The 24,547-nt window shown below is 62.2% G+C and carries 23 protein-coding genes and 2 tRNA genes; 13 read left to right on the forward strand and 12 right to left on the reverse strand.

The window, feature by feature from the left end; all coding sequences use genetic code 11:
- Positions 1–33: 33 nt before the first annotated feature.
- On the forward strand, positions 34–342 hold the full coding sequence (locus UIB01_RS07000) for a hypothetical protein (protein WP_038658138.1): 309 nt from the start codon (positions 34–36) through the stop codon (positions 340–342).
- A gap of 53 nt (positions 343–395) precedes the next feature.
- Here the strand turns inward: UIB01_RS07000 and UIB01_RS07005 are convergent, their stop codons facing one another.
- Genes UIB01_RS07005 through UIB01_RS07015 form a run of 3 tightly spaced genes read right to left on the reverse strand, consistent with a single transcriptional unit; the run spans position 396 to position 3,542 of the window.
- Positions 396–740 carry a YdbL family probable chaperone protein gene (locus UIB01_RS07005; RefSeq protein ID WP_038658141.1) on the reverse strand — a complete coding sequence of 115 codons (345 nt, stop codon included), beginning with the start codon at positions 738–740 and terminating at the stop codon, positions 396–398.
- 8 nt (positions 741–748) lie between these two features.
- The gene (locus UIB01_RS07010) at positions 749–940 is read right to left on the reverse strand and encodes a YnbE family lipoprotein (protein ID WP_038658144.1); all 192 of its coding nucleotides are present in this window, start codon (positions 938–940) and stop codon (positions 749–751) included.
- Positions 941–977: 37 nt separating this feature from the next.
- Positions 978–3,542 (reverse strand): intermembrane phospholipid transport YdbH family protein, encoded by a 2,565-nt coding sequence (locus UIB01_RS07015; protein WP_038658146.1) that lies wholly within the window; start codon positions 3,540–3,542, stop codon positions 978–980.
- A gap of 544 nt (positions 3,543–4,086) precedes the next feature.
- Between UIB01_RS07015 and UIB01_RS07020 the strand changes: the two genes are divergently transcribed.
- Positions 4,087–4,434, forward strand: a complete 348-nt coding sequence (locus UIB01_RS07020; RefSeq protein ID WP_038658149.1) for a tetratricopeptide repeat protein — start codon at positions 4,087–4,089, stop codon at positions 4,432–4,434.
- A gap of 62 nt (positions 4,435–4,496) precedes the next feature.
- On the forward strand, positions 4,497–5,969 hold the full coding sequence (locus tag UIB01_RS07025; protein ID WP_038658151.1) for a DNA recombination protein RmuC: 1,473 nt from the start codon (positions 4,497–4,499) through the stop codon (positions 5,967–5,969).
- A gap of 6 nt (positions 5,970–5,975) precedes the next feature.
- Here the strand turns inward: UIB01_RS07025 and UIB01_RS07030 are convergent, their stop codons facing one another.
- Both UIB01_RS07030 and UIB01_RS07035 read right to left on the reverse strand, forming a co-directional pair.
- Positions 5,976–7,223: an MgtC/SapB family protein gene (locus tag UIB01_RS07030; protein WP_038658153.1), complete on the reverse strand. Its 1,248-nt coding sequence runs from the start codon at positions 7,221–7,223 to the stop codon at positions 5,976–5,978.
- A gap of 108 nt (positions 7,224–7,331) precedes the next feature.
- Positions 7,332–10,799 (reverse strand): hybrid sensor histidine kinase/response regulator, encoded by a 3,468-nt coding sequence (locus tag UIB01_RS07035; protein ID WP_038658156.1) that lies wholly within the window; start codon positions 10,797–10,799, stop codon positions 7,332–7,334.
- Positions 10,800–11,078: 279 nt separating this feature from the next.
- Here UIB01_RS07035 and UIB01_RS07040 point away from each other — a divergent pair, with 279 nt between their 5' ends.
- The 4 genes from UIB01_RS07040 (at position 11,079) to UIB01_RS07055 (ending at position 14,224) form a co-directional block, all read left to right on the forward strand.
- Complete coding sequence (locus tag UIB01_RS07040) at positions 11,079–11,639, forward strand: GNAT family N-acetyltransferase (RefSeq protein WP_038658158.1); 561 nt, start codon at positions 11,079–11,081, stop codon at positions 11,637–11,639.
- A 136-nt stretch (positions 11,640–11,775) separates the two neighbouring features.
- Positions 11,776–12,492 (forward strand): AzlC family ABC transporter permease, encoded by a 717-nt coding sequence (locus UIB01_RS07045; RefSeq protein ID WP_038658161.1) that lies wholly within the window; start codon positions 11,776–11,778, stop codon positions 12,490–12,492.
- Positions 12,489–12,815, forward strand: coding sequence for an AzlD domain-containing protein (locus UIB01_RS07050; protein ID WP_038658164.1), 327 nt, complete (start codon positions 12,489–12,491; stop codon positions 12,813–12,815). Before UIB01_RS07045 ends, UIB01_RS07050 begins: the two co-directional genes overlap by 4 nt.
- Positions 12,812–14,224 (forward strand): MFS transporter, encoded by a 1,413-nt coding sequence (locus tag UIB01_RS07055; RefSeq protein WP_038658167.1) that lies wholly within the window; start codon positions 12,812–12,814, stop codon positions 14,222–14,224. Before UIB01_RS07050 ends, UIB01_RS07055 begins: the two co-directional genes overlap by 4 nt.
- A gap of 38 nt (positions 14,225–14,262) precedes the next feature.
- Here the strand turns inward: UIB01_RS07055 and rdgC are convergent, their stop codons facing one another.
- Positions 14,263–15,183, reverse strand: a complete 921-nt coding sequence (gene rdgC / locus UIB01_RS07060) for a recombination-associated protein RdgC (RefSeq protein WP_038658170.1) — start codon at positions 15,181–15,183, stop codon at positions 14,263–14,265.
- 215 nt (positions 15,184–15,398) lie between these two features.
- On the opposite strand from rdgC, the gene UIB01_RS07065 reads away from it, so the two are divergent.
- The 3 genes from UIB01_RS07065 (at position 15,399) to bamJ (ending at position 16,570) form a co-directional block, all read left to right on the forward strand.
- Positions 15,399–15,474 (forward strand) — tRNA-Val (locus UIB01_RS07065).
- A gap of 13 nt (positions 15,475–15,487) precedes the next feature.
- Positions 15,488–15,564 (forward strand) — tRNA-Asp (locus UIB01_RS07070).
- Positions 15,565–15,820: 256 nt separating this feature from the next.
- Positions 15,821–16,570: a BamJ family beta-barrel-assembly machinery protein gene (gene bamJ / locus UIB01_RS07075; RefSeq protein ID WP_038658173.1), complete on the forward strand. Its 750-nt coding sequence runs from the start codon at positions 15,821–15,823 to the stop codon at positions 16,568–16,570.
- A gap of 71 nt (positions 16,571–16,641) precedes the next feature.
- Here the strand turns inward: bamJ and bfr are convergent, their stop codons facing one another.
- Together bfr and UIB01_RS07085 are read right to left on the reverse strand one after the other, a co-directional pair.
- Positions 16,642–17,112: a bacterioferritin gene (bfr, locus tag UIB01_RS07080; protein ID WP_003300730.1), complete on the reverse strand. Its 471-nt coding sequence runs from the start codon at positions 17,110–17,112 to the stop codon at positions 16,642–16,644.
- Between the two features lie 192 nt (positions 17,113–17,304).
- On the reverse strand, positions 17,305–17,523 hold the full coding sequence (locus UIB01_RS07085; protein ID WP_003284540.1) for a bacterioferritin-associated ferredoxin: 219 nt from the start codon (positions 17,521–17,523) through the stop codon (positions 17,305–17,307).
- A gap of 203 nt (positions 17,524–17,726) precedes the next feature.
- On the opposite strand from UIB01_RS07085, the gene UIB01_RS07090 reads away from it, so the two are divergent.
- The gene (locus tag UIB01_RS07090; protein WP_003300734.1) at positions 17,727–18,266 is read left to right on the forward strand and encodes a YaeQ family protein; all 540 of its coding nucleotides are present in this window, start codon (positions 17,727–17,729) and stop codon (positions 18,264–18,266) included.
- A gap of 18 nt (positions 18,267–18,284) precedes the next feature.
- Here the strand turns inward: UIB01_RS07090 and UIB01_RS07095 are convergent, their stop codons facing one another.
- The 4 genes from UIB01_RS07095 to UIB01_RS07110 all read right to left on the reverse strand — a co-directional run bounded on the left by UIB01_RS07095 (position 18,285) and on the right by UIB01_RS07110 (position 21,984).
- A complete protein-coding gene (locus UIB01_RS07095; RefSeq protein ID WP_038658177.1) occupies positions 18,285–19,505 on the reverse strand; it encodes an NRAMP family divalent metal transporter in 1,221 nt (406 codons plus the stop codon).
- 114 nt (positions 19,506–19,619) lie between these two features.
- Positions 19,620–20,534: a 5-oxoprolinase subunit C family protein gene (locus UIB01_RS07100; RefSeq protein WP_038658180.1), complete on the reverse strand. Its 915-nt coding sequence runs from the start codon at positions 20,532–20,534 to the stop codon at positions 19,620–19,622.
- A complete protein-coding gene (gene pxpB / locus UIB01_RS07105) occupies positions 20,531–21,238 on the reverse strand; it encodes a 5-oxoprolinase subunit PxpB (protein ID WP_038658183.1) in 708 nt (235 codons plus the stop codon). The genes UIB01_RS07100 and pxpB overlap by 4 nt, the downstream gene beginning before the upstream one ends.
- Positions 21,235–21,984, reverse strand: coding sequence for a 5-oxoprolinase subunit PxpA (locus UIB01_RS07110; RefSeq protein ID WP_038658186.1), 750 nt, complete (start codon positions 21,982–21,984; stop codon positions 21,235–21,237). Before UIB01_RS07110 ends, pxpB begins: the two co-directional genes overlap by 4 nt.
- A gap of 179 nt (positions 21,985–22,163) precedes the next feature.
- Between UIB01_RS07110 and UIB01_RS07115 the strand changes: the two genes are divergently transcribed.
- Positions 22,164–22,691, forward strand: coding sequence for a winged helix DNA-binding protein (locus UIB01_RS07115; protein ID WP_038658189.1), 528 nt, complete (start codon positions 22,164–22,166; stop codon positions 22,689–22,691).
- A gap of 26 nt (positions 22,692–22,717) precedes the next feature.
- Positions 22,718–24,433, forward strand: a complete 1,716-nt coding sequence (recJ, locus tag UIB01_RS07120) for a single-stranded-DNA-specific exonuclease RecJ (RefSeq protein ID WP_038658192.1) — start codon at positions 22,718–22,720, stop codon at positions 24,431–24,433.
- Positions 24,434–24,547: the final 114 nt, after the last annotated feature.

Raw genomic sequence — 24,547 nt, forward strand, 5'->3', positions numbered from 1 at the left:
CGTATGTGAAGCCACAATCGACGGAGCTCCGACATGTATCTGATTCAGCTGTTGCTACCGCTCTACGACAATGATCGGCAGGCACTGCCGAAATCACTGTTCCGTACTGTGAGCGATGAACTCATCGAGCGCTTCGGCGGCTTGACCACCTATTCGCGAGCTCCGGCGAGCGGTTATTGGCTGGAGGATGATGACAATACCGTCCACGACGAATCGGTGGTCTATGAGGTCATGGTCGACGAACTGGATCGGGAGTGGTGGGCCGGTTATCGCACTGAGCTGGAGCGCAGGTTCAGGCAAAAAGCACTGGTGGTCAGGGCGCACAGCCTGACGCTGCTATAAGCTCTTTGTTCGTTGGGTAAACGATGACCGGCTGACCGGCCATCGCTGCTGGGTCACTTGCGGACCCAGTTGCCGTTGAGCTGGATGATCTGGCCGGACGGCGTCTTCTCGATCGCCTTCTTGCCGGCAATAGCTTCGACGTCGCTGACGCTGATGCCGTTCTGCTTGGCGACGCGGTGGTATTCCGCGCGGCGAGCTTGATTGATCTGGCTGGCAATCTCCTCGGCATTATTGCTGGAGCGAACCACGCCAAGATAGCCGTCGGGCTTTTCGCCGAGCAGGCCGCTGGCCTTGGCATCGCCCAGTGCCGACATGGCTTCGTTGAGGGTCATGGCTGCTGCGGGCAGGGCGAGCATCAGTGCAAACAGCAGGCTCGCCAATTTCAGATAGGTTTTCATCGTCGTCCTCAGAACAGTCCGCTGTCTTGGTTGATGATCGAGTCGAGCTGCTTGTCCACCCGGATGTAAATCTCGTGTTCGATTTTCACGTTCAGGTTGATGTTGATCGGCTCGTTCGGCACGGCCAGTTCCACCCTCGGCGTACAGCCGCTGGCAAACAGTGCCAGCAGCAGAATGGTCAGCGATTGGCGCAACCGCATGGCGGTCTCTCCTGTGTCGGCTTGCGGTTGCATGGCTTCAACGAAGCCGTTCCTGCACCCGCCGTTGAATGGTTTCGCTTACCCGGTCGCTCAGCTGCAGGCTGGTCAGCAGCGCCGGAATATCCTCTTCAAGGTTGATCGCGAAGTTGATCGGCCTGCCGCCCTCCAGAGCCGGGTTGCGGCCGTTCAGACGTAGTCCGAGGTTCAGCTTGCCGGTCTCATCATAGCGGACGTCGCTGCTCAGCAGATCATAATGAAAATCGTGCAGCGCCTCTGCGACGATTCGCATGGCCGGGTTCGCCTGCCCGAGCGCCTCGATTTTTGCCGAACGAAAACGCAGCACGCCGCCCGGTGCGCGTGCCGCGAGCTGCCCCTGCTGCACGCTTAGCCCCGTGGCGCTACGATGAACCTCGAAGCTGCCATCAATGATCCCGCTCCCAGTAAGCCCTTCGGTCGGATAGGCTGCCAGCACCTCGCTCAGCTGCACACCCTGCAGCTGGGCGTTGAGCTGTTGATTGGCCTTCGCCAGGTCGAGCGTCGCGGGCTCCAGCCAGAATCGGCCGCCGAGGATCTGCGTCTCGGCGGTTTGCCAGCTCAAGCGCCCCTGTTCCGGCTGATCGACGCTCGCGCTGTATGCGCCGCGCAGCAGCAGCGGGCCGAAGGTGAAACCCGGGTTCAACTGGGCCAGGCGCAGCTCGGTGATGTCCATCTGCAAGTGATTGCGCCGCAGGGTGCCAGCTAAGCGCGCATCAAGTCCGGATATCTCGGTGCGGTCGAAGATGCCGGCCAATCCCCTGGCCTCCAGCGTGAGACTGCCCGACGGAGTGCCGCTACCCGTTGGCAATGCGATCTTGCCGTCGCCCAGCAGTCGCCCGCTGTTCAACTCAATCGCCGCTGGCCAGGCAGCGAAACTGCGGGCCAGTGGGTTGCCGGCCCGCAGGAAGACTTCTTGCAGTTTGCCGCTAACTTGCAGCGAGCCATCCCAAGCTTTGTTCAGATTGGTTGCCAGTGTGAGCCCGGCGTCATTGGTCAGTGGGCCGGACGCATTCAGGCGCGTCGCGTCAACGTCCAGCTGGCCGCTCCAGCGCCAACCTTGAGTGATTAGCTGTGGCTGCTCCAGAGCGCCCAGGCGCAGCTCCATGGGGCCGCGTGCGTGCCAGGCAGTCGATCCGGCTTCGTTGCGCTCGATTTGCAGGCTGAGCGGTTGGGGCAGCTCGGCTCGCAATTGGCTGGCCGCAAGCTCGCCGCTGTTCAGCCGGGCGAGCGTCACACGCGATGCCTTGTGCAGCTGCAGAACAACCTGCTCGAGGTCGGCTCGTCCCGAGAAGCTGAGTGCTGCGTCCAGCCCTTGCAGCGAAAGCTCCTCCAGCTGCAGGTTGCTGCTGCGCAGTTGCAGGCGTGCCTGTTCGACATCCAACGCGTAAGGCGGCGCGGTCGCCAACTGCACGCTAGCCTGTAGCGTTGCTGGGGAGCTGCCTTGTGCCTCCAGTCGAAGCTGCAGTGGTAACCGGCCTTGGATTGCCCCGGTATCGACGGGGGCGATATCGACGTTCAGCAGGGTGGGGCGCAGGCTCTTCGGCAGTTCGGCGACCAACGCCGGTTCGGGGCGCAGTCTGAAGTTAGCTTTCAATTCTGTAGGCAGCCATAGGCCGTTCTGTCCATTGGCCGCCAGGTCGATTTCACCCTGCAGCTCGCCGAGGCCGATGACAGGCCAGAAGGCGGGCAGGTGAGCAGAGAGACGCAGGTCACCGGCCGCATCGTGCCAATCAAGCACAGCGCCCGGCAGTTGCGGCAACGCCAATGCCCAGCCTGCGCCGAGGCGCATGTCGGTAGGCATGTCCGGTAGCGCGATAGGTTCGTAGCTCGTCCATTCGCCCAGCCAGTCGAGCAGCCAGGGCGCCTCCGGCAGGCTGCCCATCGACAGCGTGCCGTTCCAAAGCAGCAGCTCACCGGTACGGTTCAGTTGCTGGCGGGTTTCCAGGCGCGGTTGCTCATCGATCAGCAGCTTCGCCTCGATCAGGCTGTGCATTTCATCGGAATGCTGTGCACCGATGGTCAGCGAAAGCTGGCGCCCGTTGCGCTGCATTTCCAGACGGGCGTCGAGGGGCAGCAACGATTCGCCGGCATGATGTAGCTGCAACGCGCCCCGTTCGTCGCAACGGCCCTTGGCGCAGGGTAGGTCCAGCTGCAGATCAGCTACGGTCAATCGCTCCGGTAGCCAGGCAGCCCACTGTTCATATTGCTCCAGGGAAGTGGTTGAAGCGCTGTCTTCCTGCTCGCTGGGCAGCGAAAGCAGCTCGAGTCGGAGGCGGTCAACGTGTAGCGATCGTGCCGGAAAAGGCTTGAAAAGACTGGAAATGCCGAGGTTGATGCCATCGACTTCCAGAGCAAGATCCAGACCGTTATCGGTGCTTTGAACATAGCTCAGCCGGTTGATGAACAGGCCTTGGGCAGAAATCCGCAAGCCTTGCCATTCAAGTCGTTGGATGCCTTGGTCATGCTTGAATGAACTCCATTGATGCCAGGCGAAACCACCTGCAAGCAGCGCAAGCATCAGTAACCCCAGAAGCACCCAGAGCAGCATTTTCGACGGTTTTGTCATCGGCACGTCCAGTAGGCGAGGGATACAGCATAGCTGCAGAACCGGCGCAGCGACCGTGCCCTAGCGAGGTGCAATGCGCGACAGCACGAAGTATTGAAAGTTCACCTAGAGGTCGCTCCAACCCTTGTGCCAAGGGGCTCCAAGACAGGTGCGCCGAACTTGTGCACATTTGCGCAGCGGCTCTGTCAAGGGCTTATGACAAACTGTCGCAAAGCAGTGGAATCCATAGATCGTTAATAACCAATTGAAAAATAAGCATTTTTTTCGTTGGCGAAAAAAACGCCAGTTTAAGCGCAGCCCCCATGGGACGTGGTGTTCGAGGATTTGTCTGCTGTTTGTCCACTGAGTTATCCACAGGTTCTGTGGATTAAAAACTGATGTGATCCGGATCTACTTTTTTCGTTTTTGACAAGACTTTAACTCTCGGAAAAAAGGAGTAGAGTGCGCGACCTTATCCATCCAGCCCTCGATGTGCATGAGAACGCGTACCTCCGTTTCCGCCTCCTTTGCCACTTCCACTCCATCGGCGCGTCTGCCGTTGCGTATGGCGCTGTGGTTGCTCGACAGCCAGCACCTGGGCACTAACCAGGGCGTCAAGCGAATCGCCGGGCGTCTGCTCAAGCAGCCCGCGCGTGAGGGCGTAGTAGAAGCACAGAGCCGCCTCGGCCGCCTGCTGTGCCGCGAGTGCGAAAGTCAGCGTGATCGCCGCATCGGTTTCGAACTGCTGCGTCAGGCGGCGCGTGCTGGCGACTGCCAGGCACAGCTGGAACTCGGGCGCCTGTATAGCGAGCCGGATCACCCCGAGCCTGCCAAAGCGCGACTTTGGCTCGAGCAGGCCGCGGCGCAGGGCTCTCAGGAGGCGGTGCGCTTCCTCCAGCGGGTCAAAGCCTAAGCGGGCGCGCCCCGTCTACTTGTGGATCGCTATACTGCCCGGCAATTTCGCCGGAGCCTTTCATGTCCTTTGATCCTCTTCATCTATTGATCGCTCTGGCGCTCGGCGTGGTCGCTTTGGCCGCGCTGAGTGTTTATCTGCAGCGCCGTCTGTCGTCCAGCGAAGCCGAACAGGCGATGCTCGACGAACGGCTGAGGCAAGCCGCGTTGGCTCAGGAAGGGCTGACTGCGCAGTTGGATGGCTGCCGGATCGAGCTCGCCGAAGTGAATGGCATCAAGTCCGAGCAGCAGGCGGCACTGGCCGCGCTGCGTCGCGAGACCGAGCTGCTGCGCATTCAGCGTGACGGCAACGTGGAAACCATCGCCGATCTGCAAGCCGAGCGTGACGGGCAGCTTGGGGAGTTGCGCCGGCTGAGTGCGACGCATGCGGCGCTGGAGGCCGAGCTGCGTGAACAGCACAGCGCGCATCAGCAGCGGCTGGCGGATCTGCAGGCTGCGCGTGATGAGCTGCGCGCGCAGTTCGCCGAGCTTGCCGGGAAGATCTTCGATGAGCGCGAACAGCGCTTCAGCGAGTCCAGCCATGAACGTCTTGGGCAACTGCTCGAACCGCTTAAAGAGCGCATCCAGTCGTTCGAGAAGCGTGTCGAGGAAAGCTACCAGAACGAGGCGCGTGAGCGTTTTTCCCTGGCCCGTGAGCTGGAACGGCTGCAGCAGCTGAACCAGCGCCTAGGCGATGAAGCCACCAACCTGACCCGCGCGTTGCAAGGCCAGAAGACGCAGGGCAACTGGGGCGAGCTGGTGCTGGAAAAGGTGCTGGAGCACGCCGGGCTGGAAAAGGGCCGCGAATACCATACGCAGGTCAACCTGAAGAGCCCGGATGGCGAGCGTTTCCAGCCGGATGTGCTGATCCATCTGCCAGGTGACAAGCAGGTGGTGGTGGATGCCAAGGTCAGTCTGACCGCTTATCAGGCGCTAACCTGCGCCGAGGACGATAGCAGCCGGGCGCTGGCGCTCAAGCAGCACGTACAGTCGCTGCGCAGCCACCTCAAGGGCCTCTCGCTCAAGGACTATCAGCGCTTGGACGGACTGCAGAGCCTCGACTTCGTATTGCTCTTCGTCCCGATCGAAGCGGCTTTCGCCGCAGCGCTGCAGGCCGACCCCGATCTGTTTCAGGAGGCATACGGCCGGCATATCGTGATCGTCAGCCCGACCACGTTGCTGGCCACCCTGCGGGTTATCGACAGCCTGTGGCGGCAGGAACGGCAAAGTCAGAACGCCCGCGAGATTGCCGAGAAGGCTGGCGGGCTATACGACAAGTTTGTCGCCTTCATCCAGGATCTTGACGAGATCGGCAGCCGGTTGCAGCAGGTGGATCGCGCCTACCTTGCTGCACGCAACAAGCTCAGCGATGGCCGCGGCAACTTGGTCGGCCGCGCCGAGCAGCTGAAGTCACTCGGGGCGAGGGCCAGCAAGCGACTGCCGGGGGATTGGCTGGAGCGTGCCGGCGCTGAAGAGCTCAGCGAGGCTGGCGACTAGGCGCCTTCAGCGCAAGAGCAGGACCGCAAGGGCGATCACCAAGCCGGCGAACATGATCGGTAAGGTGCGCATCGCCAGCGCACGGCCACCGATCAGGACGATCAGCATCGCCTTGACCAGGCTGTTGCTCAGTGCCGCGAACACGATGCCGCGTATCGCAACCTCGTGGCTCAGCCCGTCGCCTGCCTTGCTCGCCAGCGACAGGGTAATTGCGTCGACGTCGGTCAAGCCTGCCAGCAGCGATACCAGATAGATTCCGGCATCGCCCAGCCAGTGTCGCGCGCCTTCGATCAGCAACAGAATCAGCACCAGGAGGGCGGCAAAGCGCAATGCGGGCCCCAGCTCGAACGGGTTCTTCAGCAGTGGTTCGGCGTTGTCATCGGGTGTCTCGGCGGCGCGTAGATAGAAGAAGAGCGCGCCGGCCGCATAGATGGCGCCAGCGCAAGCCAAGGGCAAGGTCAGGCTAGGCAGCAGGGCAGGATTGACCAGGCCCACCTCCAGCAAAATCCGGGGGAACATCAATGCCGACGTCGCCAGGAGGCCGGCAGCCAGTGCCGCGCGTAGCTGCGGTGCGTTGAGCCGGGCCAGCGTGATGGTCATTGCGGTGGACGAGACAATGCCGCCGAGCAGTGCGGTCATCAGCAGGCCGTGGCGGGCACCGAAAAAGCGGATGGCCACATAGGCGGCGAAGCCGATTCCGGCGATCAGCACAACCATCAACCAGGTGGTATAGGGGTTGAGTGCCTGCCAAGGGCCGTAGCCCTGGTTTGGCAGGGCGGGCAACAAGACAACAGAGATGAACAGCATTTTCAGTGCGCCGGCCAGTTCGGCCTCGCTGAGCCGTTTTAGCGCCTGGTGCAGGCGTGCTTTGAGGCTCAGCAGCAAGGCCACCACAATCGCGCAGGCGGCTGCCAGCTCCCGGCTCTCAGCGACCGCCAGGCTGCCGAGGACGAAGGTCAGCAGGAGAGCGACTTCGGTGGTCATGCCGTAGTCGCCGCTGCGCTGTGCATCGATCAAGTAGCCGACGATTACCAGGAGCGCGAGCATGCCGAACATCGCGACCCAGGCAAGCGAGCCCAATTGGTTGATGCTGACCGCTGCCAGCCCGCCGAACAGGCCGGCCAGGCCAAATGTGCGGATGCCGGCGACCAGCTCCTGGCCGCCATTGTCACGGCCGCTCCAGGTGCGTTCGGTGCCTATCAGCAATCCTACGGCCAGTGCCGTGGCGAGGTTGAGAAACAACTCGAGTGTCATTGTCCGCCTCGCTGCAGGGTGTGCAAATGGCCATCAGTGTAACCGGCCATGGACCGCAGTATTGCAGTGCGGGGCGTAGCTACTGTGCAGACGCCCCGTTGCGCGAGCCTATCGCAGCGTCAGATGTCGGCTCATCAGTGCGCGAAGCGCAGCTGGTTTGACCGGCTTGGCGAGATAATCCAGGCCGCTGGCATGAATCGCCGCCACCAGTTCCGGGCGGCCGTCGGCACTGATCACCACACCTGGGACCGGCTCGCCGAGGCGAGTGCGCAGCCAGGCCATCAGCTCGGTGCCGGTCTGGCCCTCGTCCAGGTGATAGTCGACCAACACCAGCTGCGGGCGAATATCCTCGGCAAGAAGCGCTTCGCAATCGGCGCGGTTGCTGGCGGTCCATACCTGGCAGCCCCAGCGCGAGAGCAGGCTGTTCATGCCAACCAGAATGCTGTCTTCGTTGTCGATGCACAGCACTTGAGTGCCGGTCAGTGCGGTGTGTTGCGGTTCGCCGCGTTTTACCACCGGTCGGGGCTGGCTGAGCGCGCGGGCGATGGGTACGGTGACGCTGAACACGCTGCCCTTGCCGGGCCAGGAGCGCACTTCCAGTGGATGCTCGAGCACGTGACAGAGGCCATCGGCGATCGCCAGGCCCAGGCCAAGGCCCTTCTCAGCACGCGTCTGGTGGCTGTCCAGGCGTTTGAACTCCTCGAAGATCACCTTCAGCTTGTCCTGCGGGATGCCTGGGCCGCGATCCCATACCTCGAGCCGTAGCGATGCACCTTGCCGGCGAACCCCGAGCACAACCCGGCCCTTGGCATAGCGGAAGGCATTGGTAAGGAAGTTCTGCAGCACCCGCCGCAACAGGCGGATGTCACTATCGACGCGCAGCTTGCTGCCATGCACGCGGAAGGTGACGCCCTGTTCGCGTGCCAGGGCAGTGAACTCGGTATTCAGGGTGTCGAACAGCGTGGCCAGTGGGAAGGGATTGCGGTCCGGTGTCACTCGGCCACTTTCCAGTCGCGAGATGTCCAGCAGATCGGTGATCAGATCCTCGGCTGAACGCAGCGAGCTATCCAGATGCTGCACCAGTTCCTGGGCTTCCTTGGGTAGCGCGCTTTGCTGGTGCGACAGCGCGGCGGAGAACAGCCGGGCGGCGTTGAGCGGCTGCATCAGGTCGTGGCTGACCGCGGCGAGGAAGCGCGTCTTCGACTGGTTGGCCGCTTCTGCCGTGCTCTTGGCTTCGATCAGTGCCTGGTTGAGCTGCGACAGCTCCTGGGTTCGCTCGCTGACCCGTTGCTCGAGGCCTTCGTTGGCGTCCTTCAGGGCACGCTCGGCCTCGCGATAGGCGGTGATGTCACTGAAGCTCATGACGAAGCCGCCGCCCGGCATCGGATTGCCGATCAATTCGACCACTCGGCCGTTGGGGAACAGGCGCTCGGAGGTATGTGCGCGGCCCTGGCGCATCCAGTACAGCCGCTTGGCCACATGCGTGTCGGGATCGCCGGGACCGCACAGGCCGCGCTCGGCGTTGTAGCGGATGATGTCAGCGATCGGCCGGCCGATATAGACCAGCCCGTCCGGGTACTCGAACAGCTCGAGGTAGCGATGGTTCCAGGCTACCAGTCGTAGCGACTGGTCGACCACACTGATGCCCTGGGTGATGTTCTCGATCGCGCCCTGCAGCAGCGCGCGGTTGAACTGCAGCACTTCCGAGGCTTCACCGACGATGCGCACTACGTCGTCGACCTGCATGTCACGCCCTTCCAGCGCCGCCTTGACCACCGCGCGAGTGGAGGATGCACCGAGCACGCCAGCGAGCAGCCGCTCGGTATGCGCGATCCATTGGCCGTCGGCCTGCAGCTTGGGCGAGAAGTCCTGCCCATGGCGGCGGGCGAAACGCTGGAAACTCTGTTCGGCACGTTCGGCACCGACGAAACGCGACGCCAGGGTCAGCAGGTCTTCGACCCTTACCGCGAGCAGGCGGCGGGCGCCAGTCGGTGAGCTGATTTCCTGGCCGATGAAGCGGCTCGCCTGCCAATGTTCGGCCACATGGGTCTGGGTGAGAATGGACACCCAGAAGAACAGCGTGGCGTTGCCGATCAGCGACAGGGTGACCCCCAGGGTCAGCCCGCTGAGGCCGAAACCGAGGCCGCCGTTGTACATCCAGGTCAAGCCCGGGAACATGTCCAACGGCCAGCCCAGCAGCGGCAGGATCAGCGTATAGAACCAGATCGCCGCGCCGGCGGTCAGTCCGGCGAACACGCCGCGGCGGTTGGCCTGCTTCCAGTACAGCGCGCCGACCATCGCCGGCGCCAGCTGGGTGATGGCGGCAAATGCGATCTGGCCGATGGTGGCCAGGGATGCCGTTGAGCCAAGCAGACGGTAACTGACGTAAGCCAGCAGCAGGATCGCCACGATGGTGATGCGGCGTACCGAGAGCATCCAGTGGCGGAAGGCCTCGAATGGGCGTTCAGCTTCCTGGCGGCGCAGCAGCCAGGGCAGCAGCATGTCATTGGAGACCATGGTCGAAAGCGCCACGCTGGCGACGATCACCATGCCGGTCGCCGCCGAAGCACCACCGATGAAGGCGAGCAGGGCAAGCCATGGATGCAGTTCGGCGAGTGGCAGGCTGATTACGAACGAGTCTGGCGTGACTCCGGCCGGGAGCAGCATCTGCCCAGCCAAGGCAATCGGCACGACGAACACGGCGGCGAGCACGAGATAAAGTGGAAATACCCAGCGGGCCAGGCGGAAGTCGCGTGGTTCGATGTTCTCTACCACCGAAACGTGGAACTGTCGCGGCAGGCAGACGATCGCCATCATCGCTACGGTGGTTTGTACCAGCATCGCCGCCCAGTTGACGTTCTCGCTCCAGAAATCGGCGAGCTCGGGCGCGTCATGGGCCTGGTTGAACAGGTCGCCGAAGCCGTTGAACAAGCCGAAGGTGACGAAGGCGCCGACGGCCAGGAAGGCGAGGAGCTTGACCAGCGACTCGAAGGCAATCGCCAGGACCATGCCGCGGTGGTGCTCGGTGACGTCGAGGTTGCGCGTACCGAAGAGGATGGTGAACAGCGCCAGGACGATGGATACGATCAACGCCGTGTCGCGCGTGCCGGTTCCGGCTGCCTCGATATTGATGCCGCTCAGCACGTTGACGCCGAGCACGATGCCTTTGAGTTGCAGCGCAATATAGGGCAGCACGCCCACCAGGCAGATCAGGGTGACCACTACTGCCAGCACCTGCGACTTGCCGTAGCGTGCGGCGATGAAGTCGGCGATGGAGGTGATGTTCTCCTGCTTGCTGATCATGATCATCTTCTGGATCACATGCGGCGCGAACAGCATCAGCAGTATCGGACCCAGATAGATCGGCAGGAATGCCCACAGCTGTTCGGTGGACTGTCCAACGGCCCCAAAGAAGGTCCAGCTGGTGCAGTACACCGCCAGCGAAAGGCTGTATACCCAGGGCCGCAAGCGCGGCGACATGGAATCGCGGTTGCGGTCACCGTAGAAGGCGATGGCAAACAGGATGGCCATATAGACGAGGGCGACCGCAGCGATCAGCCCGCCTGACAGCGTCATGCAAACTCCAGAAAGCGAGGGATAGGCGACAGGTCGGCAGCGGCGGGCCCGTGGGCGCCCCGCATTCAATCAGCCCTGACGACTCATTAATAGGCTCGATCCGCGAAGTTTCGCAGCATTGCCGTGCCTCGTGTGCTGGGTTGCGACCAAGGTCGCATGTGTCTAGCACGGGCCCGCCAGCAACGACACCAGTCGTCTGTGCAATGGTCTGACAGCTTCACGATGGGTTACTGTCTCGGCATCCGCCCGCTCAAACGTCGCCCATATCAGGAGAATGTCATGCTCAGCCCGCATCCGGTAACCCTGCAGCGCGGGGCGCTGCGCCTGGCCCCGCTGATGGAGGCGGACATATCGGAGCTGGTGGCGTTGGCGGAGCGGAACCGCGCGGAGCTCGTTTACATGAACGGGCCGCTGCGCCCCGACTGGTATCGGCACGCGCTGACAGAGCAGCGTGAGGGCCGCGCTGTGGTGTTCAGCGTGCGCATGGCGGAGCGGTTGGTCGGTACCACGCGCTTCGCCGACTTCGTCGGCAGCCTGCCGGCGGCCGAACTGGGCTGGACATGGCTGGATCAGGCAGAACACGGCACCGGGCTCAATGCCTCGATCAAGTTCCTGCTGCTGCGCCACGCATTCGAGGAGTGGAAGCTGGTGCGGCTGCAGCTGAAGACCGCGGCCAGCAACCTGCGCTCACAGCGGGCCATCGAGAAGCTCGGCGCGCTGCGCGAGGGTGTGCTGCGTAATCATCGCCGTCTGGCGGACGGCAGGCTCGACGATACCGTTCTTTACAGCATCACTGACAGCGACTGGCCGCAGCTGCGACAACGGATCGCGGCTGATTGACCTTCGGTGAAGCGCCGCGACGCATCGCCTGATGCAACCGGTTCGGTTATCGTGCGGTGCTTTGCCGCACAGCCTGGTCGATCAAACGATGGCCCTTCCAGGGCAAGCATCACGGTGATGATTACAAGGAGTTTCAATGTCCCGCTCGCATGAATTTGTCCACGGTTGCCGTGACATTCTGCCGTTGATTCTTGGCGCGATCCCGTTCGGGGTGATCTTCGGCACGCTGGCGGTGGGCGCAGGCTTGTCTGGCTGGCAAACCATGGGCATGTCCGTGCTGGTGTTCGCCGGTTCTGCACAGTTTATTGCCGTTACGCTGATCACGGGTGGGGTAGGGGCGGCGGTGGTGTTGCTGACGACCTTCGTTGTCAACTTGCGACATGCGCTGTATAGCGCCGCGTTGCAGCCATTTGTTCGTCATCTGCCAGGTCGCTGGCGCGCACCGCTGGCCTTCTGGCTGACAGATGAGGCCTTCGCTGTGGTGCAGAATCGCTACGCCCGTGATGACGCCTCGCCCTACAAGCACTGGTTCTTCCTCGGTGCTGCGCTGACCATGTACACCAGTTGGCAGCTGTCGACACTTGTAGGTGTCGCCTTTGGTCGGGCTGTTCCGGATCTCGCCAGCTGGGGGCTGGACTTCGCCATGATCGCCACCTTCATCGGCATCGCTGTGCCAATGATGCGCACTCGCCCGCAGGTTGCCTCCGCACTGGTGGCTGGCGCCGTCGCATTGCTGACCTGGGGCTTGCCTTACAAGCTCGGGCTGCTCGCCGCCGCCATGGCCGGTATCGTCGTCGGCGTCTGGCTGGAGCGCCGTGCCGAGGTCGCAGCTCGCCTGGATGGAGTGCTATGAGTATCTGGTTGCTTATCTTCGGCATGCTGGCGATCACCTTCGTGACTCGCTACAGCTTCTTTGCCTGGCCCAATCTGCGCTTCCCTCGAGCCATCGAACAGGGGCTGCATTACGTGCCGGTGGCGGTACTCACGGCCATCGTGGTGCCGGGCATGCTGATGCCGGAAGGGGCTTGGGCGCTGCACTGGGACAATGCCTATCTGCTGGCCGGCTTGCTGGCTATCGCCATCGCCGCCTTCACTAGCAATTTGCTGGCGACAATCGCCGGCGGACTGCTGAGTTTCTTCCTGCTGCGCTGGGCGCTCGGGCAGTTGCCGATATGAGCCGGATCTCGCCCGACACCGGTTCGCCGCGATCGTCATCGACTGACAGTCCGGCTGCCACGCATTCGCAGTTCCGCCTGCTGGGCAAGCGGCGTTTCTTGCCGTACTTCTGCACGCAGCTGCTCGGCGCATTCAATGACAACGTGTTCAAGCAGGCATTGATCCTGGCGATTCTGTTCAAGCTCGGCACGGCTGCGGATACGAGTTTGCTGATCAATCTCTGCGCGTTGTTGTTCATTCTGCCGTTCTTCCTGTTCTCCGCATTGGGAGGGCAGTTCGGCGAGCGCTTCGAAAAGGCCTGGCTGATTCGTCGGATCAAGTTCGCGGAGATCCTGATCATGCTTGCCGGTGCGCTCGGCATGCTGTTGGGCAACCTCCCGCTGTTGCTGGTAGTGCTGTTTTGCATGGGCACACAATCGGCGTTATTCGGGCCGGTGAAGTACTCGATCCTGCCGCAGCAGCTCGCCGAAGACGAGCTAGTCGGTGGCAACGCGCTGGTGGAAATGGGTACCTTTCTGGCGATTCTCGGTGGCACAATCGGCGCCGGCGTGCTGATGGCGAACGAAGCCTACGCCGAGCTGGTGGCGGTCAGCGTGGTGCTGATCGCGTTAGCCGGGTATCTGGCAAGCCTCGCTATTCCTGGCGGAACGGCTGCTCTGCCGACCCTGCATATGGATTGGCACGTGCTGCGTCAGTCATGGCGAATCTTGCGGCTCGGGTTCGGTCAGCAGCGCGCGGTGTCGCGGGCGATGCTTGGCAACTCGTGGTTCTGGTTTCTCGGCGCGACCTATCTGACGCAAATCCCGGCATTCGCCAAGGAGCATCTGGGCGGCGATGAAAGCGTCGTGACGCTGATCCTTACGCTGTTTTCAGTCGGCATCGCGCTGGGTTCGCTGCTGTGCGAACGGCTGTCGCGACACCACGTCGAGATAGGGCTGGTGCCCTTCGGGGCGATCGGCCTGAGCCTGTGCGGAATCCTGCTGTGGTGGCACGCGGGCAGCCATATGACGCCGGTGGAGACCGTGAGCTGGCTGGTGTTGCTTGGCGAGAGCTCGACCTGGTGGGTGCTGGGGGACATTCTCGGGCTTGGCATTTTTGGCGGACTGTACATCGTGCCGCTGTATGCGCTGATCCAGTCGCGCAGCGTGGTTCACGAGCGCTCGCGGGTGGTGGCGGCGAACAACATTCTCAATGCGCTGTTCATGGTCGCGTCGGCGGTCATCGCTATCGTCCTGCTGGTGTTGCTCAAACTATCGATACCGCAGCTTTTTCTGATGGTCTCGCTGCTCAGCGTGCTGGTCTGTGGCGCGCTGTTCATCGATGTGCCGGAGTTCATCGAGCGGTTTCTGCTTTGGTCGCTGGGGGAGCGGCTGGGCGGGGTGCTGTTGGCGCAACTGAGGTTGCGCTGAGGAGGGGGGAGGGGCGCTGAATAGCGCCCCGAACGGTATCAGACGCCCTGAGGGATCTCCTCGCCGCCGAACGCTTCGAACAGCGCCGGCAGAAACTCGCGGAAGGTCATCATCATGAGCAGGAAGCTGGCGTCCTGTTGGGCGAGTGCATCGTCACCGCCATCCTGTTCGGCCTGGTCCTGCAGCAGTTCCTCGAAGCGCAGGCGCTTGATGATCAGCTTGTCGTCCAGTACGAAGGACAGCTTGTCCTGCCAGGCCAGCGACAGCTGAGTGACCTGCTTGCCGGCTTCCATGTGCTGCTGGATCTCATCGCTGGTCAGGTCCTGGCGCTTGCAGCGCACTACGCCGCCGTCTTCGTGAGTGTCGCGCAGTTCGCATTCGTCCAGCACAAAGAAGTCGTCCGCGGCTTTCTGCGTCTTCACCCAGTCGGTGAGTGTGGCGCTTGGCGCGATCTTTACCGTCAGCGGGCGAACGGGTAGCGAGCCGATGGCTTCGCGCAGGGTGGAGAGCAGGTCTTCGGCTTTCTTCGTGCTGGCCGAATTCACCAGAATCAGCCCGCGCTCGGCGTCGATCGCGGCGAAGGTGCCGGACTTGCGAATGAAGGCGCGCGGCAGGAAGGCCTGAATGATCTCGTCCTTGATCTGATCGCGTTCCTTCTTGTAGACCTTGCGCATCTGCTCGGCTTCGATCTCGTCGATCTTTTCCTTTACTGCGTCTTTGACCACGCTGCCGGGAAGGATGCGTTCTTCCTTGCGCGTAGCGATCAGCAGAAAGCCCTGGCTGACGTGTACCAGTGGTGCATCTTCTCCCTTGCCGAAGGGCGCGACGAAGCCGTAAGTGCTCAGCTCCTGGCTGGCGCACGGGCGGGCGGGTTTGGCGGCCAGTGCAGCTTCGAGTGTCTCGGCATCCAGAGCGACATTTTGGGTGAGACGGTAAACGAGCAAGTTACGAAACCACATGGCGAGGTAAATCTCCGGAAAGCAAAGGGGTGCATTATTCCCGCCTGGCTACATAAGGCCAACCCTTGATGAAGTGAACGGGCTGCGGGCTGGGAAAAACGCCGGCTCAACGAGGGTTTTCCTAAGTCTTTGGAAGTTCTGCAATTTTTTTTTTCGAAAGGGGGTTGCCAAGGTGCGGAACCCTCTCTAGAATGCGCCCCACTTCGAGAGCAAACGGGTGATTAGCTCAGCTGGGAGAGCATCTGCCTTACAAGCAGAGGGTCGGCGGTTCGATCCCGTCATCACCCACCACTCGAGGTTTAGCGCAGCGGTAGTTCAGTCGGTTAGAATACCGGCCTGTCACGCCGGGGGTCGCGGGTTCGAGTCCCGTCCGCTGCGCCATATTCGCTTCATGGGACCACTGAACGCCCTGAAGCAACAGAAAAAACGGCCATCAAGGCCGTTTTTTTTTGCCCGTTTTCTGCGTGGCGATTGCTGGCACTGTCGAGCCCTTCCTGTGGCAGAAATGTTACTTGCGTCCTTTCTTTGCCATCTCTTTACGGTCCCTGACGGGGCGCGCGGTAGCCACTGCTGGTGTGCGCTGCTAAGCTCGGGCACTGATTTTTCGATATGCCCACAGCGTAATTAAGGAAACAGCATGAGACTGAGACACCATCGTTTGGCACCTGCGGTTGCGCTGGTTGGCCTGGTATTGGCCGGCTGCGATTCGCAGACCAGTGCCAAGCTCGACACTCCGGCGCAAAAGGCGTCCTATGGCATCGGCCTGAACATGGGCAAGAGCCTCGCGCAGGAGGGTATGGACGATCTCGATTCCCAGGCTGTGGCGCAGGGCATCGAAGACGCCATCGGCAACAAAGAGCAGAAGCTCACCGATGAGCAGCTGATGGAAGCATTCACCTTCCTGCAGACTCGCGCCGAAGAGCGCATGGCTGAGATGAATGCCAAGGCGGTTGAGGCCGGCAAGAAGTTCCTCGAAGACAACGCCAAGCGTGACGGGGTGAAGACCACAGAGTCTGGGCTGCAGTATGAAGTCGTCAAATCCGCCGAAGGTCGCCAGCCGACCGAGAGCGACGTGGTGACTGTGCACTACGAGGGCAGTCTGACCGATGGCACTGTCTTCGACAGCTCAATCAAGCGCGGCAGTCCTATCGATCTGCCGGTCGGCGGCGTGATCCCTGGCTGGGTCGAGGGCCTGCAGCTGATGCACGTCGGCGAGAAGTTCAAGCTCTACATCCCCAGCGAGCTGGCTTATGGCGAGCAGAGCCCGAGCCCGCTGATCCCGGCCAATTCGGTGCTGGTATTCGATCTCGAGCTGCTGGATATCAAGGGCGACGAGACCGAGCAGTCCGCAGCCGAGCAGCCTGCTGAAGCAGTCGAGCAGGAATAAGCGGTTCTCTTCGCTGCAAACGAAAACGCCCCGATCTAGTCGGGGCGTTTTTATATGGGCTCGCTACTAAATCAGTCGTCCATCTGCGATTGCAGATAGTTTTCCATGCCCACCTTGTCGATCAGGCTCAGCTGCGTCTCCAGCCAGTCGATGTGTTCCTCCTCGGACTCGAGGATGTCTTCCAGCAGCTCGCGACTGCCGTAGTCGCCGACGCTTTCGCAGTAAGCGATGGCGACCTTCAGGTCCTGTACTCCGCCTTGCTCGAGCCTGAGGTCGCACTCGAGCATCTCGCGAGTGTTCTCACCGATCAGCAACTTGCCCAAATCCTGCAGATTCGGCAGGCCTTCCAGGAACAGGATGCGCTTTATCAGCTTGTCCGCATGCTTCATCTCGTCGATGGATTCTTCGTACTCATGCTTGCCGAGCTTGCCGAGACCCCAGTCCTCATACATGCGCGCGTGCAGGAAGTACTGGTTGATGGCTACCAGCTCATTGCCGAGGATCTTGTTGAGGTGCTGAATGACCAGCTTGTCGCCTTTCATGTAATTAGCCTGCCTGGAGCGGTGGGAATAGGACCAGTCTGGCCACGCTATGGTGGCCTGTCAAACCTAAGCCCTTGAATGCAAAAGCTAAAACCTAGCGAGAATGGTTACGTTCCGTATTCTGATAGGCAGCTGTCTGATTGGCGGGCAAAAAAAAGCCGGGCATGGCCCGGCTTCACGGCTTCAGTCTGTTCAAGCCTGAACGAAACTCGCAGGGTAGGCGAGGGACGCCTGGGCATTTTGTACATTGCTAAGCGTCTCACGAACGACCTGCTTGGCAACGCAAGCGCACTTGCCGCACTGGCTGGCGACACCCGTAGATTCGCGTACCTCGCGGTAGCTGCAGCAGCCTTCGTAGATGGCATCGCGAATCTGGCCGTCGGTGACACCTTGGCAAAGACAGACGTACATAAGCACTACCCGTAGATTTCGTTGACGGCTGAGATGCTAATCAGAATGAGAATAATTGTCAAAGCTCACCTGTCGGGATCTGCAAGAAACTGTGCGATTTTTCTAGGCAGCGAGTGTTTTTCGCTAGTTGCTGATCGGCGTAGCCGGGTTGAACGCGCTGCCTTTACGGTAAACTGCGCGCCTTTTTGAATTGGAGGCCGCTCATGGCCCTGCAAGCCACGCCTTATAAAGTCGAGCTCAACCTCACTGACCTGGATCGTGGGGTCTACGAGAACCTGCGCTTCACCGTTGCCAAGCATCCCTCGGAAACCGAAGAGCGCCTTGGTGTGCGCTTGATCGCTTATGCGCTCTGGTACAGCGAGCAGCTAGCATTCGGCCGTGGCTTGTCAGATGTAGACGAGCCTGCACTCTGGGAAAAGAGCCTGGACGGCAGGGTGCTTCACTGGATCGAAGTCGGCCAGCCGGATGCCGAGCGGCTGACCTGGTGCTCGCGCCGCGCGGAACGCGTCAGCCTGGTGGCGTATGGAAACCTTCGCGTGTGGCAGGGCAAGGTGATTGATGCCGTAAAGGGGCTGAAGAACCTGTCCATCGCCACTATCGATTCCGAGTCGCTCGCGGCTTTGGTCAAGGACCTGCCACGGAGTCTGCAATGGGGCGTGATGATCAGCGACGGTACGCTGTTCATCACCGATGAGCGTGGCCAATTCGAAGTAAAGCTGGGTTGGTTGCTTGGCGAGCGCTGAGAGCACTCGCCGGACCGGTCAGTTCTGCCAGAACTGCACGAACGCATTGAACGACATCACCACTCCAACCGCCGTGGCCAGCATGGCCAATATGCCGAATACCAGCATCCAGGTTGGGTGACGGTAGACGTCGCCTACGATGTTCGATTTGCGCGAGGCGAGCAGTATGCAGCCCAGTGCCAGCGGCAGCACCAGGGCATTCAGCGTGCCCGCTACCACCAGAACCTTCACGGGCTGGCCGACCAGGCTGTAGATGAGCGTCGAGCAGGCAATAAAGGCGATCACCACTCGCTGGTTATGCCGGCGGATGCTCTCATGCAGCGAGTACATGAAGGTCACGCTGGTATAAGCGGCGCCGATCACCGATGACACCGAGGCGGCCAGCAGCACCACGCCAAAGATCTTGTAGCCGATGGTGCCCATCGAATGGGAGAACACCGACGCAGCGGGGTTGCTCGGGTCGAGACTCAGGCCCTGGCTGACGACACCGAGGGCTGCGAGGAACAGGCAGATGCGCACGACGCCGGTGGTGGCGATGCCGATCACGGCCGCGCGAGTCACCAGCCTGACATTCTCTACGCCGGTGATGCCGGCTTCGACCAATCGATGGCCACCGGAGAACGAGATATAGCCGCCGACCGTGCCGCCTACCAATGTCACGATCGGCAGTAGCAGGATCAGCGGGTCGTCCGGGTTGAGGCTGCGACTCATGGCCTCTAGCAACGGCGGGTTCGACTGCAGCATGGCGTAGCCGATCATGCACAGCATCACCAGTCCGAGCACCTGCATCACCGAGTCCATCACGCCCTTGGCGTTGCGTAGCAGGAAGATGCCGATGATCAGCACGGCGGCGATCAACGAGCCGATCACCGGAGGCACTCCGAAAATCACATTCATTGCCAGGCCGGCGCCACCGATGTTGCCAATGTTGAAGGCGATGCCGCCAAGCACGATGAAGGCGGATATCAGATGGCCGACGCCGGGTATCACCCGGTTGGCGACGTCCTGACCGCGCAGGTTGGCCACGGTGATCACCCGCCAGATATTGAGCTGGGCACCAATGTCGATGAGCAAAGAGATCAGAATCGCGAAGGCGAAACTCGCCAGATATTTCTCGGTAAACAGCGACGTTTGAGTCAGAAACGCGGGTCCGATGGACGAGGTCGCCATGATGAAAATGGCGCCCCGCAGTATGTTGCGCTGGGCGGGAGTGCCGCGTTCGGCTTGCGTGGCTTGCATTGGATACCTTCTTTTTCTTGGCGTTAGGGCAGGTAGGAATGCGTCCGGGTCATGCCCGGCAATGTTGTTCTTGTAAAAATAATTGGCTGCTGGTCAGCGGTTTCCTCTGAGCGACTACCGCCACTGGGCGAGCAATTCGCGGTGCGCCCGTTGCGCGGCCTCCAGTGCAATCGGTTTGAGCCTGAGCGAGGTGCCGGGCAGGCACTGGGCCAGCTGGGCCACAGCTGCAGGTGTCAGCGCGCCGAGGCGTGGATAGCCGCCGATTGTCTGGCGGTCGTTGAGCAGGATGATCGGCTGTCCATCGGCTGGAACCTGGATCGCGCCGAGCGAAACGCCCTCGGAAATCATTGATGAACGTGCGCTGTGAAGTACGGGACCGCGCAGGCGGACGCCCATGCGGTCGGCTCGTTGATCGACGGTCCAGTCGCTGTTGAAGGCGTCGAACAGGCTCTGGCCGCTGAAATCACCAATCTGCGCACCGAGTACGACTGAAAGCGTCGAGCTCGATGGCGGCGTGACGGAATGCGACGGCAGTTCCCGGGAGGCGGCAGAAGCATTGCCTAGCCAGTGCAAGCGGTCGCCCTCGGTCAGCGCTTGCCCGCTACCGTCCAGGCCGCCGAGCTGCTCGCGCCGGACCGTGGCGCAGCTGCCCAGCACCGGTGCCGCCTGGAAGCCGCCCGGCGCGGCGAGATAGGCGCGAACGCCTCGCTGCGGCTGCTTGAAGATAAGCAGCTGGCTGCGACGAATCTTAAAGCTGCGCCCCGGCACGATGTCCTCGTCATCGAGCGTTGCGCCAAGGTCGGCGCCGCAGATCGCCAGGCAGGTATCGCTTTCGGCGCGCAGGCTGAAGTTTCCCAGTGTGATTTCCACCGTCGCGGCCTGCGCCGGATTGCCAAGCAGCCAGTTGGCCCATCTGTGGGACACCCAGTCCACCGGGCCGCCCTGGGTCACACCGAGATGGCGTACGCCCATACGGCCGCCGTCCTGCAGGCTGGCCAGTGCGCCGGCGCGTTCGATAAGCAGGCTCATGCAGCTGTCTCCTCGAAAGGGCTGTCGTCACCGCCCAGACGGATGAATTCGGCGCGCTCGATGGGCACAAAACGCACCCGGTCCCCTGGTTGCCAGAGGCTGTAGCCGTCGAGCTCGCGGTCGAACAGGCGAGCCGGGCTGCGCCCGATCAGGTTCCAGCCGCCCGGCGAAACCAGCGGGTAGATCGCTGTCTGCCGATCGGCGATGCCCAGACTTCCCGCCGGGACCTGCTTGCGTGGTGTGGCCAGGCGTGGGCTGGCCAGACGCTCATCAACCAGTCCGAGAAAGGCGAAGCCCGGTGCAAAGCCCAAGGCGAATACCTGATAGATGTGCGCGCTGTGCTGCTCGATTACGCCGGTTACACCGAGCCCGCTGCGCTTGCCCAGCGCTTGCAGCTCGGGGCCGACACTGGCGTTGTACCACACCGGTATATCGTGCAGGCGAGCACTTTCGGCAGCAGCCGGCTGCAGACCTTCAAGTGCCTGATGGAGTAGCTGGCGGGCCTTCAGGTCGTTCAGCTGGGTCAGGTCGTAATGCACCAGCAGCGTGGTGTAGGAGGGCACCAGATCGATGAGTGCACCGCCCAACGCATCCCGCACACGCTGGGTGGCGGCCAGCATCCACGGCATATTGTCTTCGTCGATCTGGTCGAACAGGCGCAGCAGCAGGCTATCGATACCGACCACTTCGATCCGCGGCGTCATGCGGGGAGCGCCTGCAGTGCCTGACGAATGCGCTGCACGGCGGCAATGGAGCCGGCGTTGTCGCCGTGTACGCAGAGGGTGTCGGCCTGCAGAATCAGCGCGCTGCCATCGCTCGCTGCCAGGGGTTCGCCCTTGGCCAGGCGCAGGGCCTGGTCGGCAACGGTGTCTGCATCGTGGTGGACGGCGCCTGGCAGGTTGCGCGAAACCAGCATGCCGGCGGCGTCGTAGGCGCGGTCGGCGAACACCTCGAACCACAGGGTAATGCCCATTTCCTCTGCCAGTGCCTGGCTCGTGCTGTTGTCGCGGGTGGACATCAGCATCAGCGGCAGGTTGGCGCTGTAGGCCTTGATGGCGCTCATCACTGCGCGCAGTAGGTCGGGCTGGCGCATCATGTCGTTGTACAGCGCGCCGTGAGGTTTGACGTAGCGGACCTGCGTGCCTTCGGCGCGGCAGAGGCCGTCGAGTGCGCCAATCTGGTAGAGCAGCATGTTCTCCACTTCGGCCGGGCTGCAGGCCATGGAGCGGCGGCCGAAGCCGACCAGATCCGGATAGGCCGGGTGCGCACCGATAAGCACATCATGCTGCCGCGCCAGTGCGACGGTGCGACGCATGATCTGCGGGTCGGAGGCGTGGAAGCCACAGGCAATGTTGGCGCAGTCGATGAAGGGCATCACCTCGGCATCCAGACCCATGGTCCAGGCGCCGAAGCTTTCGCCGATGTCGCAGTTGAGTAGCAAGCGACCCATTTTCTTGTCCTCGAGGGGTGGTTGGTCGAACCCGGCGGTTAGACAATGATAAATCGATGATAAATTATCAATATGTTTGTGGTGTTCTTTGTCGAAAGTATTAGCCTCGCTGACATTGCTGTATCCTTTCCGGCCACCTCGATACGATCGACCGCCGCTTCTTCAATCAGGAACTCAGAATGGTTGACGCCAAAAGCCCCCGTCCGTTGCGATCTTCGATCGTCGCTTCGGCGCACCTCGCCGAGCAGTCCCAGGAATTGTCCGAGCTCGAGTACGGCATCATCGTCGCCAGCGCTGCGCTGATGCGCTGGATGGAGCGCTGCATGCAGGCTTGCGGTACGGTGGAGATGAACGCGCTGGACGTCATGGTGCTGCACAACCTCACCAGCCGCGGACGCGCCAAGCGACAGGCGGACATCTGCCTGCTGCTCAATGTGGAAGACACCCACACCGTGACTTACGCGCTGAAGAAGCTGAGCAAGCTCGGGCTGGTGGAAGGGGCGAAGCAGGGCAAGGAGATGTTCTATCGGACCACCGACAAGGGACGCGCGCTCTGCCAGGAATATGCCGATATCCGCCGTGAATGCCTGATCGCCTCGTTCGAGAACCTCAATATCGACCCCGATGAGATCCACCGCCTGGCGGGCATGCTGCGCGCCATGTCGGGCCTGTACGACCAGGCCGCACGTGCGGCCACCTCCCTGTAAACGACCTGCACCGAGCCCAAAATTCCATGCGTATCGAACCCCGCCCCCTGCCCGAGCAGCTACCCGACCTCGGCGAGCTGCCGCCGCTGCTGCAGCGCCTCTACGCGGCCCGTGGCGTGACCTGCGCAGAGGAGCTGGACAAGGGGCTGGCGCGGTTGATTCCTTATAAGCAGCTCAAGGGCATCGATGCGGCGGTGGAGCTGCTGGTCGAGGCGCTGGAAAAGCGCCAGCGCATCCTGTTCGTCGGCGATTTCGATGCCGATGGCGCCACGGCCAGTACCGTCGGCGTGCTCGGACTGCGCCAGCTGGGTGCGGCGCATGTCGATTACCTGGTGCCCAATCGCTTCGAATATGGCTATGGCCTGACCCCGGAAATCGTTGCGGTCGCCTTGCAGCGCGAGCCCGATCTGCTGGTGACGGTGGACAACGGCATCTCCAGTGTCGACGGCGTGGCGGCGGCCAAGGCCGCAGGGCTCAAGGTGCTGGTCACGGACCATCACCTGCCGGGTCACGAACTGCCGGAGGCGGATGCCATCGTCAATCCCAACCAGCCTGGGTGTGCCTTCCCCAGCAAGTGCATCGCCGGGGTCGGGGTCATCTTCTATGTGCTGCTGGCGTTGCGCGCGCGTCTGCGTGAGCTGGACTGGTTCGTCCGTCAGGGCTGGGTCGAGCCGAACCTCGCCGAGCTGCTCGACCTGGTGGCGCTGGGCAGCGTCGCCGACGTGGTGCCGCTGGATGCCAACAACCGCATTCTGGTCCATCAGGGTCTGGCGCGGATCCGCGCCGGGCGGGCAAGGGCGGGCCTGCGGGCGATTCTCGAAGTGGCCGGGCGCGATCATCGACGCATCACTTCCACCGATCTGGGCTTCATTCTCGGACCGCGACTCAACGCGGCCGGGCGGCTGGACGACATGTCGCTGGGCATCGAATGCCTGCTCTGCGAGGACGAGGCGCTGGCGCGCGATATGGCGGTCCAGCTCGATGAGCTGAACAAGGACCGCAAGAGCATCGAGCAGGGCATGCAGCGCGAGGCGCTGGCGCAGCTCAAGGAGCTGCCGCTGGAAGACCTGCCGTTCGGCCTGTGCCTGTTCGAGGCGGACTGGCACCAGGGCGTGATCGGCATCCTCGCCTCGCGCCTGAAGGAGCGCTACCACCGCCCGACCATTGCCTTCGCGGATGCTGGCGATGGGCTGCTCAAGGGCTCGGCGCGCTCGGTGCCAGGCTTTCATATTCGCGATGCGCTGGATGCGGTTGCCGCCAAGCATCCCGGCCTGATCAGCAAGTTCGGCGGGCACGCCATGGCGGCCGGGCTTTCGCTGCCGCAAGCCAACTTCGGCGCCTTCGCCGCCGCCTTCGATGCCGAGGTGCGGCGCCAGCTGTGCGAGGACGATCTCACCGGCCGGTTGCTCACCGACGGCCAGCTCAGCGTCGAGGAGTTTCACCTGGAGCTGGCCCGCGCACTACGCAACGCCGGGCCCTGGGGCCAGCATTTTCCCGAGCCGATGTTCCATGGGGTGTTCCAGCTGGTGCAGCAGCGTATCGTCGGCGAGCGCCATTTGAAGCTTGTGCTGAAGAGCGAATGTGGTTCGCTGACCCTCGATGGCATCGCCTTCAACGTCGCCCGTGAGATCTGGCCGAACCCGACGGTGCGCTGGGCGGAAGTGGCCTACAAGCTGGACGTCAACGAGTATCGCGGCCAGGAAAGCGTGCAACTGATGGTGGCGCATATCGCCCCGCGCTGACGAAGCATGCCGGCCGATGATAGGCCGGCTGAATCCATCGGCATTCCCCGTCAAGACGTCTGATTGTTGCCCATGGCCGTGGCGCCTAGAGTGGCTGGACAACAACAGCGCCAT

The sequence above is a fragment of the Stutzerimonas decontaminans genome (assembly GCF_000661915.1).
Lineage (GTDB): Bacteria > Pseudomonadota > Gammaproteobacteria > Pseudomonadales > Pseudomonadaceae > Stutzerimonas > Stutzerimonas decontaminans.